Annotated in this window: 1 protein-coding gene (cut by a window edge); it reads right to left on the minus strand. The window is 66.4% G+C overall.

Going from position 1 to position 12,939, the window contains the following annotated elements:
• Window positions 1-12,939, minus strand: the 3' portion of a protein-coding gene (locus NLM15_RS32210) for a non-ribosomal peptide synthase/polyketide synthase (protein WP_254121788.1). Its footprint extends 3,504 nt past the window's final position; only the last 12,939 of its 16,443 coding nucleotides appear in the window; its start codon lies off the right edge, out of view; the stop codon is at window positions 1-3.

A 12,939-nucleotide genomic window follows, 5' to 3' on the forward strand; every position in this document is an offset into this window, starting at 1 on the left:
TCACTCCGCCGGTTCAGTAACCGTATCCTGCGCGATCGTCGACGCCGTCGCTGGCACGAGCAGACCGCAGATCTCATCGAGCAGGCCGATATCCTTCAGGATGGTGAAATGGTTGTCGCCTGCGACACCGCGATCGATGGCCGTCGGCAGTTGCAGTTCCAGCCGATCGCGCTGCGCCAGGCGGACCGACGTCCACCAGCAGAGCGGCGTGGCTTCGAGGCCGCGCGGCAGCGTGGCGTTCTGCGCCAGCCTGTTGAGATGCCGTCCGACCGCGAAGGCGGCGGACAGGTCGTCTGCGCCGAGCAACACGTCGTCGGCCTGCACTCTCCGGCCCTGCTCCAGAACGGTCGCCACCAGATCGCTGATGTTCTCCGGCGTCTCCCGCAGGTCAGCGCGTTTCGCTGCCTCGACCTGCGCATCGATGCGAAAGGCCGCCGCGTTCGGAAGAACCGCCGACAGCAATCCGGCGAGATCATCGACCCAGTGGGACATCGTCTCTTGCCGGCTCGATCCATCCCGCTGCCGCGGCACGAAGCTGTCGACCATCGCAAGACGATCGACGCGCTCACCGCCGCGTTCGAGATCGGCTGCAACGAGACTGGCCAGAAGCCCTCCCAGCGACCAGCCGACCAGGCTGTAGGGGCCGCGCGGCTGCATCCGCCGGATCTCGGTCGCATAGTCCACCGCCATCGCTTCGAGCGAGCTGTCGGTCCACGAACCGTCGACCAGCATTCTCGACTGCAGCCCGATCACCTGGCGGTGTCCTTCGAGGCGGCGCGCCAGCGGCCCATAATCGAAGACCGTGCCGAAGCCGCCATGCACGCAGAACACGCGATTGACGCCGCGGACCACGGCATTCAGCGGCAGCAGCGCCGATGGCGCCGCCGCAACGGCGGACGCCGCGGTGGCGTTGCCGGCGAGCAGCGCACGGATCGTCGGCTTCTGAAGCAGATCGCGCAGCTTGATCTCGATCCCAAACGCCTTGTCCTGACGGAGCCGCGCTACAACCTTGAGGCAGAGAATCGAATTGCCGCCGAGCTCGAAGAAATTGTCGGTGACCCCGACCTCCGGCACTCTCAGAATTTCAGACCACAGGCGGGCCATCGCGATCTCTGCCGGGCCTCGCGGCGCGACGAAGCTCCGCATCGACGCGTCGGGAGCCGGCAACGCACGCCGGTCGATCTTGCCGCTCGACAATGTCGGCAGCCGCTCCAGAACCATGATCCGCGCCGGCACCATATAGGCCGGCAGGATCTGCTTCAGGAAGGCGGTCAAACGCTCGACGAGGCTCGCGGCCGCATCGGGCGTGGCGCCGCCTGCCGCCTTCGGCGCGACATAGGCGATGAGCTGATTTCCGGACGCGCCCGGCACTGCCACCACCGCCGCCTGCGCGATCGCCTCGTGACGAAGCAGCGACGTCTGGATCTCTCCGAGCTCGATCCGGAAGCCGTTGACCTTGACCTGGTCGTCGCTGCGGCCGAGATATTCGACGACGCCGTCCTCGCGCCATCGCGCCAAATCGCCGGTGCGGTACAGCCGGGCGCCCGGCACCGCCGAGAACGGGTCAGGCACGAAGCGCTCCGCGGTCATGCCGGCCTTGCCGTGATAACCGCGCGCCAGCCCGAAGCCTCCGAGATAGAGCTCGCCTGCGACACCGGCGGGAATGATGTCGAGCGCGCCATCGAGAATGTAGGCGCGGCGGTCACCGACCGGAACGCCGATCGGCGCATATGGCGTGTCGCATTCGGACGCGCCGTCAACCTTCCAGACCAGGGGTGTGACGACGGTTTCGGTCGGGCCATAACCATTAATCAGGATGCGCGGCTTGAGAACGCGCCTGACCTTGTCGAAGCCCGCCTTCGGCATCGCCTCGCCGCCGAACGAATAGAGCTTGACCGGCGGCGGGTTGCCGCTCTGCTCGACGTGCTCCGCGACCTGCTGGAGATAGGCCGGCGGCAATCCGATATGGCTGACGCGATGGGCGTGCAGGTTTTCGACGGTCTGCTCCGGCGTCCACAATTCGGCGTCACGCATCAACAGCCGCGCGCCATGAGACAGGACCGTCAGCCAGCGCTCATGGGCGCCGTCGAAGGCCAGCGACAGGAAGTGCAGCTCGCAGGAGCTTTCGTCGATCTCGTAGAGGCTCCCGGTGACGTGACAGTGCATCGCCAGCGGCCCATGGGCGACGGCGACGCCCTTCGGCGTCCCCGTCGAACCCGAGGTGTAGATCAGATAGGCCAGGTTTTCAGGATGCAGCTCGGGTTGCGGCGGATGGCCGGGCCCCGCGTCGAAATCGAACGTGGACAGCGCGATCCTTTCCACACCATCCGGGCTGGCCCCGATCTCGAGCCGTCCCGTCAGCAGGAACGCGATTGCGGCATCCCGCATGACGAATGCATGCCGCTCGGATGGCAGCTCAGGATCAAGCGGAACGTAAGCCCCGCCTGCCTTGAGCACAGCCAGCAGCGCGATCATCGTGATCTCAGATCGCTCGACCACGACGCCGACGCGCTGCTCGGGTTTGAGCCCGCGGGCAATCAGGTGATGCGCCAGACGATTGGCCCGGCGCTCAAGCTCTCCGAACGAGAGCACTGCGCCGCCGATGGTCAGGGCCGTTCGCCCCGGATGACGCTGCGCGTGGCCGCTGATCGCCTCGTGCACCAGCGGCAGCGGAGCACTTGACGTGGCGCTACGATTGCAGCGTTCGGCAAGCGCAGCGTCGGCGTTCGTGACCGGATCGATGCTGCCAAGCAGAGCCGTGGCGTCCCGCGTCAGCGCCGCCAGCAAATGCTCGAACTGTGCCTTGATCTGCGTGGCCTGCGCCGCGGTGAAATGGCTCGGCATATAGGTGTATTCGACTTGAAGCGTGTCTTCGACCAGCACCGACAGGTCCATCGGGTAGTTCGTCACGTCAACATTCCGCAGGCCGCTGAACTGCAATGCACCCGCGCCGCGATGCATGCTGCGTTCGATCGGATAGTTCTCGAAGACGATGATGCTGTCGAACATCGTCTGACCGGCGCGGCCGGCCCAGCCCTGGATGTCATAGAGGGGTGTATGCTCGTAATCCCGGATCGCCGAATTGCGGTCCTGCAGCGCGCGCAGCCATTCTCCAATAGAGCTGGCGGACGGAAGCATTTCGATCACGGGCAGCGTATTGATGAAGAGTCCGAGCATCTGCTGCGATCCGTCGAGACTGGCCGGACGACCGGCCACCGTCACGCCGAAGGTCACGGTGTTCTGGCCCGTATAGCGCTGTAGCAGCAGCGCCCACACGCCCTGGACGATGGTGTTCAACGTGATCCGCTCGCGGCGCGCGAACGCCTTCAGCTCCGCGGTCGCCGTCTCTCCGAGACGCGTGTAACAGCGTTCGTGGCCGGATACCTGATGGCGGCGCGCGCCGAAGGCGTCGGCCAGCTGCGTCGGCTGGTCGAAGCTCTTGAGCTGCTCACGCCAGAAAGCTTCGGCAGCCTTGGCATCCTGCGCCAGCAGCCAGGCGATGTAGTCGCGGTAGCGCGTCGCGTTCGCCGTAGGCGTGCCGCCGTAATAGCACTCCAGGACTTCTCCGACGAACCTGGCTGAACTCCAGCCGTCCATCAAGATGTGATGATAGGTCCAGATCAGCCGATATAGGTCGTCCTGCAGCCGCAGCAGCCGCACCCGCTGTAGCGGCGGTGCCTGAAGATCGAACTCGGCGGCGCGCTCCTCGGCAAGGGCAGCGGCAATCCTTTCGTCGCCGATCTCCTGCCCGCGCCAGTCGTCCTGCTCGAACGGCACGACGATGTCGCGATAGACGGCTTGCAGTGGAGAGCCGGAGAGCTCGCGCCACAAGAAGCCGGTTCGAAGCATCTGATGACGCGCGCTCACCTCACGCCATGCCGTGTCGAGACGTCCCGGATCGAGGCCCCGGATCTCGACGCTGACCTGGTTGACATAGACGCCGCTGCCGGCATCGCGCAGGCTATGAAACAGCATGCCCTGCTGCATCGGCGACAACGGATAGACGTCCTCGATGCGGCTCAAGTCCAGACCGAGCCGCTCGAGCTGCTCGCCGGACAGCCCCGAGAGCGAGCCACGTTGTGAGGCCGCGTCGTCCTTGCCAGGGCCGACATCGCGGGACGCCGCCGCCAGCGTTTCGATGGTCTGATGCCGGAAGACATCGCGCGGCTCGATGAGCACGCCTTCGCGCCGCGCGCGGCTCACCATTTGCAGCGAGATGATCGAATCGCCGCCGAGCTCGAAGAAATTGTCGGTGACGCCGACTTTGGGCTGGCGCAGCAGATCGGCCCAGATCGCGGCCAGCGCCGCCTCGGCCGGCGTGCGCGGCGCGACATGCTCGACGGACGCCGCGAGCTGATCCGGCGCCGGCAGCGCCTTGCGGTCGATCTTGCCATTCGGCGTCAGCGGCAGGCGATCCAGCACCGCGATCCGCGCCGGGACCATGTAGTCCGGCAGCACCACGGACAAGGCCGTCTTGAGCGCGGCCCCAACCAACGCTTCGCCGCTGACATAGCCGACCAGCTGGCGGCCAGCGCCGGCCTCGCGCGCCACCACCACGGCCGCGCGCACACCCTGCTGCGCCTGCAGCCGCGCCTCGATCTCGCCGAGCTCGATGCGGAAGCCGCGAATCTTCACCTGATGGTCGGCGCGGCCGACATAGTCGAGCACGCCGTCGGGTCGCCACCGCGCCACGTCGCCCGTGCGGTACAGCCGCGCGCCCGCTGGACCGAACGGATCGGGGATGAAGCGCTCCGCCGTCAGCCCGCCGCGCCGCCAATAGCCGCGCGCCAGCCCCGCGCCGCCGATATAGAGCTCGCCGGCAACGCCGACCGGCGCCAGGTTGAGATCGCCGTCGAGAATGTGCAGCGTGGTGTTGCCGATCGGGCCGCCCAGCAGCGGACGATCGTCCGCCTTATCGAGCCGGTGACGGGCCGACCACACCGTGGTCTCGGTCGGACCGTACAGGTTCCAGACCTCGCCGGCCTGCCGCACCAGCCGCCGCGCCAGATCCGGCGGCAGCGCCTCGCCGCCGCACAGCACCCGGCAGCTTGCCGGCAGCGAACGACCTTCCTGATCGAGCAGCATCCGCCAGGTCGATGGCGTTGCCTGGATCAGGGATACGCCGTGCCGCTCCACGATCGCCTTGAGCTTGATAGGATCCTGCGCCGCCGCACGATCCGCCAGCACCACGCAGGCGCCGATCGTCAGCGGCAGCCACAGCTCCAGGACCGCGATGTCGAAGGACAGCGAGGTCAAGCCGAGCACGCGGTCGGCGGCCGTCATGCCGGGCTGCTCCGCCATGGTCGCCAGGAAATTGGTCACCGCGTCGTGGCGGACCATCACGCCCTTCGGCAGGCCGGTCGAACCGGAGGTGTAGATCACATAGGCGAGGCTCTCGGCGTGAACGGCGACATCGAGATTGCCGGCATCGCCACCCTCGCCGCCCTGCCCGTCGAGCAGCCAGGCCTCGGCGCCGGTCTCCTCCAGCACGGCGGCGAACTGATCGCGCAATTGCTTCTGCGTCAGCACGAGCGCTGCGCCGCTGTCGCGCAGCATGTGCGCCAGCCGTTCCGGCGGGTAATCCGGATCGAGCGGCAGATAGGCCCCGCCGGCCTTCAACACGGCCACCAGCGCAACCAGCATCTCGACGCCCCGGTCGAGCGCCAGCCCGACCACGACGTCGGTCGCGACGCCGTGATCCCGCAATCGCCGCGCCAGCCGGTTGGCACGCGCGTTCAGCGCGGCGTAACTCAGCTCCGTCTCGCCGACCACCAGCGCTATCGCTTCGGGTGACTTCCGGACCTGCGCCTCAAATTGCGCGACAATTCCCTTGCGCAGCTGGTCTCGTCGCGTGTCGTTCGCCCGTGCGAGGAGGACGTCATCCGCGGGATCACTGGCCGCAATCGCGCCGACCGGTCGATCGGCATCGATGCTCAGTGCTTCGATCAGCCGCACAAAGGCGCGCTGTAGCCGCGCGATCTGCGCCTCATCAAAACGCGCGCGCTGATAGTTGAAGACGAGACGCAGACGCTCATCGACGCCGACACTTGCGAACAGCGGATAATTGCTGGTCTCGACGATCCGGGTCTCGCCGACCTGGATCTGCCGGTTCTTTCCGATCAGTGCGTGGTCGACCGGGTAATTCTCGAACACCAGGATGCTGTCGAACAGCGGCCGTCCGGGGCGCCCTGCCAGGCGCTGGATTTCGTAGAGCGGCGTCGAGCCGAATTCGCGCAGGGCCAGATTGCAATCCTGCAACTCGCGCAGCCATGCCCCGACGGTCTGCTGCGGGCTGACGTCGTCGACGACCGGCAACGTGTTGATGAACAAGCCGACCATCTCTTCAGCGCCGGCGAGCTCCGGCGGCCTGCCCGACACGGTGACACCGAAGCAGACCTTGCCCTGCCCGGTATGCTGCCGCAGCAACTGCGCCCATGCCGCCTGCACCAACGTATTCATCGTGATGCGCTCGCGCACCGCAAATTGCTGCAACCATGCGGTCAGGGCAGGATCCAGCTCCAGCGCAAGCATGCCGTGGCCGGACGATTCTGCGCCCGCCCGTTCGGCCAGGCCGTCTGCCAGGAAACTCGGCTCGTCCAACCCTGCCATCGCATTGCGCCAGAACGCCGCCGAAGCGGCGCCATCACGGTCCTTCAGCCATGCGATGTAGTCGCGATAGCGGTGCTGCAACGCCGGCAGACGTCCCTCGCCGTTGTGCTGCATCACCTCGGCGATCAACCGCGCCGAGCTCCACCCGTCGAGCAGGATGTGATGGTGCGTCCAGATCAGCCAATGCCGGTCTTCGCCGAGCCGGATCAGCCGAACCCGCTGCAAGGGCGGCCGTGACAGGTCGAATCCTGCGGCCTGCTCCTGCCGCGAGACGTCCGCTAGCGCCGCATCTAGTTGGGCCTGGTCCCACTCCACAATCCGCGTCCGCCAATCGTCCTCGGCAAAAGGCACCTCGGCCCGCCGATAGACGATCTGTTGCGACGCGCCGGACAGGTCACGCCAGACAAATCCCGTCCGCAGCACCGCATGGCGATCGCTGGCCGCCTGCCAGGCGCGGCGCAGCTTTCCGGCATCAAGGCCGTGGATCTCCGCGGCGACCTGATTGACGTAGACCCCGCTCTCGCCGTCGTGCATAGCGTGGAACAACATGCCCTGCTGCATCGGCGACAATGGATAGATGTCCTCGATCTCGCGCCAGTCGAGCGCAAGCCTGTCGAGCTCGGCCTGATCGAGTCCCGACAACGCCACGTCTGATGGCGTCAGACCGCAGGCGCCGCCGGTGCAATGATCGACCAGCTCGCGCAATGCGGCCTCGTACAACGCGGCCAGTCGCTCGACCGTCTCGCGCCGATAGCGCTTGCGACCGAAGCCGAACGACAGCCGCAACCGGCCATCGCGCACCGTGCCGTTCACGCTCAGCCAGCGTCGTAGCACGCTCGATGCATCGCGCGACGGACCGGCGCTTTCCGCTGCCATCGTAAACAGCGCGGCCTCATCGTCACCGCCGTCGATCTGGCCGAGATAGTTGAAGGCAATCTTCGGCTCACTGAGGTTCGACAGCGCCATGCGTTGCTCTTCGGAGCCGAGATGGCGCAAGACACCATAGCCCAGCCCGCGGTCGGGAATCCCGCGAAGCTCCTCCTTCACGGTCTTGATCAAGAGCGAGGACTCTTGCGAGCCGCCAGCCAGCCGCACGGGAAAGGTCGTCGTGAACCAGCCAACCGTGCGCGAGAGATCAAGATCGCCGGACAGGTGCTCGCGGCCATGACCTTCCAGCTCGACGAGAACGTCATCCTGCCCGCTCCACCGCCAGACGGCGCGTGCAAGGCCAGCAAGAAGAAGATCATTGATCTGCGTGCGATAGGCTAACGGCGCATCCCTCAGCAGGCGCTGCGTCCATTCGCTTTCGAACGACAGCAGGACCTCATCGGCATCCGCAATGCGATCGATGCCCACATGATCGTCATCGCATGGAATATCCGCATTCGCACCGCGGCCGATCCAATAGGACAGTTCCGTCGCCAGTTCGGGCAACGTTGCGTAGGCTCGCAAGCGCTGTCCCCACAGCGCGTAGGCGTGGCTCTTCGGCGGAAGTGCAACTATGGTGTCGCCTCTGGCAAGCTGCGTGTACGCAGAAGCGACGTCGTCCAGCAGAATTCGCCATGACACACCGTCGACCACCAGATGGTGGATCACGATCAAGAATCGCTGGCTGCCGTCGGAGACATCGATGCCGACCGCCCGCAACAGCAATCCGCTGGAAATCGACAGGCTTTCCTGCGCCGACGACGCCAGTGCCGTCACGGCCTCGCGGTCAACCGCCCGCCGGACCCAGAGCAGCGCGTCCGCGGGCGGAGCAGCACCGTGCTCGGCACGCCAGCCCCCCTGGCTCTCCTCGAAGCGAAGGCGCAGCGCGTCATGATGATCGATCACGGCGGCGAGCGCGCGCCGCATCACGTCCCAGTCGAGGCGATCCTTCGGCTGCAACAGTACCGCCTGGTTCCAGTGATCGCGATGTCCTGTGTCTTCCTCAAAGAAGCGGGACTGAATCGGCAACAGCGGATGCGGGCCGCTGACCTGCCCCTGATCGGCGAGCGTCCCGGTGCGCTGCTCGGTTCGGGCCGTGAGCGCCAGCGCTTCCAGCGTCTGATGCTGAAAGACGTCGCGGGGCTCGATCAGATATCCGGCGCGCCGAGCGCGGCTCACCATCTGGAGCGAGATGATCGAATCGCCGCCGAGCTCGAAAAAATTGTCGGTGAGGCTAACGGCCGACCGGCCGAGCAGCTCGGCCCAGATCGCCGCAAAGGCCATCTCGGCCGGCGTGCGTGGCGCCTGATGCTCCGCATCCCCATGGGCCACGTCGGGAGCCGGCAGCGCATGGCGATCCACCTTGCCGCTCGGCATCAGGGGCAGCCGCTCCAGCACCGCGATTCTCGGCGGCACCATGTAATCGGGCAAGACGGCCGAGAGCGCCGTCCGCAGCGTCGCCTCTTCCAATTCACGCGTGCCGCTGACGTAGCCAACGAGCTGGCGGCCGGCGCCGACCTCGCGCGCCACCACGACTGCCGAGCGAACGCCGGGCTGCTCGAGCAGCCGCGCCTCGATCTCGCCGAGCTCGATGCGGAAGCCGCGAATCTTGATCTGGTGATCCCCGCGCCCGACATAGTCGATCGCGCCATCGGCGCGCCAGCGCGCCAGATCTCCCGACCGATAGAGCCGCTCGCCGGTCTCGCCGAAGGGATCGGGAATGAAGCGCTCCGCCGACAGCTTTTCGCGCCGCCAATAGCCCCGCGCCAATCCAGCCCCACCTATGAACAACTCGCCGGTGACGCCCGCCGGAACCATGTTCAGATCGGTGTCGAGAATACGAATCGTCACGCCGGGAATGGGCCGTCCGATCGGCACGCGCGCGGCACCCTCGTCACGACAGTTCCAGTAGGTGGCGTTGATCAGCGCTTCGGTCGGACCGTAGCGATTGTCGAACCGTACATTGGGGAACGCCGCAAGCACGCGCGTCATCAGTTCGAGCGACAGCGCCTCGCCTCCGGCAAACAGGCGCTTGAGCGAGGTGCAGCGTGTCGCGCCGGGCTCGGTCACAAAATGCTCGAGCATCTGCGGCACGAAATGCAGTGTCGTCACGTCATGCGCGATGACGGCGTCCATCAGAAGCCGCGGCTCGCGATGCGCCCCCGGAGCCGCGATCGCAAGCCGCGCGCCGATCGCCAGCGGCCACAGAATCTCCCAGACCGAGACGTCGAAGCTGAACGGAGTCTTGTGCAACAAGGTCTCATCGACATCGAGGCGATATTCCGCTTGCATCCAGCCGAGCCGCGCTGCGAGCGCGCGATGCGAGCAGGCCACGCCCTTGGGCACACCGGTCGACCCCGACGTGTACATGACATAGGCCAGGCTGTCCGGATGAAGTGACGCATCTAGATTACCGGCGGGCCCCTCGATGCCAGATACGCTCTGTCCATCGATGGACCAGGCCTCAGTGCCCGCATCCGCGATCACCGCCGCCAGACGCGGGAGCAGCCGTTCCTGGGTCAGCAACAGGGCTGTTCCACTGTCGCCCAGCATGTGAAGGAGGCGATCGGACGGATAGTCAGGATCGAGCGGCAAATAGGCGCCGCCGGCCTTCAGCACGGCGAGGACGCCGACGATCAGCCCGACACTGCGCTCGATCGCTATTCCGACCAGCCGGTCACGACCGATCCCGTGGTCTCGCAGCCGCCACGCCAGTCGATTGGCGCGTGCGTTCAGTTCGCCATAGCTGATCTGTTGGTCGCCGAAAACCAATGCGATCGATGATGGCGAGGCCGCAGCACGGGCCTCGATCTGCGCGACGATGCTGTCGCCAGGCTTCGGCGCCCTCTCGACGCTGCCAGTCCAGCCGAGCACCTTCCGCATCTCGTCGGCATCGAGGCCGTCGAGGGCGCCAAGCGGCCGCGACGCGTCAGCCACGATCCTGGCCAGCAGCTGCGACAGCGAGGCTTGCAGATACCTGATCTGGTCGTCATCGAAGCGACCGCGGTCGTAGCGAAAACCCAGATTGATGCCGTCGGACTTGGCGAACACCGCGACTGTCAGCGCATAATTGGTGATCGAGATCTGCTCGACCCGGCCGAACCGGCGTCCGCTTTCGCTCTCGCCTCGCAGCGTCTGATCGATCGGGTAGTTCTCGAACACGAGGATATTGTCGAACAGCGCGCGCCCGGAGCTGCCGGCAAGACGCTGAATATCATAGAGCGGCATCCAGCCGTGATCGCGCAAATCCGTGTTACGCGCCTGGAGGTCACGCAGCCATGCTCCGACTTCGGCTTGCGGGCTTGTCTGTTCGACGACGGGCAGCGTGTTGATGAACAGGCCGACCATGTCCTCGGCTCCGCTGATCTCGGCCGGCCGGCCCGATACCGTCGCGCCGAAACAGACCGCGCGCTGGCCGGTGTGACGACGCAGCAGCCGCGCCCACGCGCCTTGCACCAGCGTGTTCAGCGTGACGCGCTCCCGCCTGGCAAATGCTTGCAGGCTGGCCGTCAGGTCGGCCGCGAGGAGCAGGTCCAGCGAGCCGTGGCCGGACGCTCCCCTGCTGGCCGGTCCTCCCAGCGTGTCTGCGAGAAAACTGGGCTCCTCCAATTCTGCCAACGCGGAGCGCCAGAACGCCGTCGACGCATCGCGGTCTTGCTTTTGCAGCCACTCGATGTAGTCGCGATAGCGGCCCGTTACGGACGGCAAGCGCTCGCCGCGCTCGTGCTGCAAGATCTCGGCCATCAGACGTGCCGCGCTCCAACCGTCGAGCAGGATATGGTGATGCGTCCAGATCAGCCAGTGGCGTGCGTCGTCGAGCCGGATCAGCCGCACCCGCTGCAGCGGCGCGCGCGCCAAGTCGAATGCTTGGTCGCGATCAGCTCGCGAGACGCGTGCCAGCGCGGCCCGGAGCTCTTCGTCGTCCATGGCGGCGGCCTGCGCGTGCCAGTCTTCTTCCTCAAATGGCAGATTCGCAGAGCGATAGACCACCTGCTGCGCCGCCCCCGACAGTTCGCGCCAAGCAAATCCGGTTCGCAACACGGCGTGCCGCGCGCTGACCTCGTGCCAGGCTGCGCGCAGCCTGCCAGCATCGAGGCCGCGGACCTCCAGGCCGATCTGATTGACGTAGTTGCCGCTCTCGCCATCACGCAGAGCGTGGAACAGCATGCCCTGCTGCATCGGCGACAACGGATAGATATCCTCGATCTCACGGCAGTCGATCGTCGCGACCAGCGCGTCGAGATCACCCTGGTTCAGGTCCGACAACGCGAAGTCCGAAGGCGTCACGCCGCGCGCGCCACCCGTGCAGTGGTCGACCAGCTCGCGCAAGGCCGCAGCGTAATGCTCCGCGAGACGTTCGATCGTTGCCCGCCGGTAACGCCGGCGGCCATAGCTGAACGACAGGCGCAATTGCCCTTCGCCGACCTGGCCGTTGATGCTCACCCAGCGACCAAGCGGCGCGCTGTCGCTGCGCGACGGTCCGGAGTTCTCTGGCGCGAGCCGGAACGGCGCGCCCTCACCCATGCTGGAATCGAACTGGCCGAGATAGTTGAAGACGATGCGCGGCTCGGGAAGCGCCTCCAGCGCGCTACGCTGCGCCTCGGTGCCGAGATGGCGCAGCACGCCGTAACCCAGCCCGCGGTTGGGAACGGCCCGAAGCTCCTCCTTGACGGATTTGATCAGCGCGGCGGCGTCACCGGAGCCGCCCGGCAGGCGCACCGGAAAAGCCGTGGTGAACCAGCCAATGGTGCGGGACACGTCCACGCCCGCGAAGATGTCCTCGCGACCGTGCCCTTCGAGCTCGACGACGACATCCTCAATCCCGCTCCAGCGCGAGACCGCTCGCGCAAGCGCGGCCAGCAGGAGATCATTGACCTGAGTGCGATAAGCGGATGGCGCTTCCTTCAGCAGCCGCGCGGTCAATCCCGCGTCGAATGCCAGCAGAATTTCCTCACCGTCGGCAACCCTGTCAACGCTGCCATGATCATCGTCGCAGGGAAACTCGGCACGTGATTGACGTTCCAGCCAATAGCCGAGCTCGGCCGCCAGCTCATCGGCACCGCCATATGCGTGCAACCGCGCGCCCCAGGATGCATAGGGCTCGCTCCTCGCCAGTGCGACCGCGGCCGCACCTTGGCGGAGCTGATTGTACGCCGTCGCAAAATCTTCGAGCAGCACACGCCATGACACGCCATCAATGACGAGATGATGCACCACCACCAGAAGCCGCTGGCTGCCGTCCGCAAGGTCCATACCGACCACACGCAGCAGCGGTCCGGCCAGCGAGAGGCTGGCCTGAGCTTCAGACGCAACTTTCGTGACCGCGGCAGCGTCGCTGACGTCGCTGCGAATCCACAGCAGCTCCGATGTCGCCGGCGGCGAGCCATAGGTCGCACGCCAGAC

This window comes from Bradyrhizobium sp. CCGB20, from assembly GCF_024199855.1.
Taxonomy (GTDB): domain Bacteria; phylum Pseudomonadota; class Alphaproteobacteria; order Rhizobiales; family Xanthobacteraceae; genus Bradyrhizobium.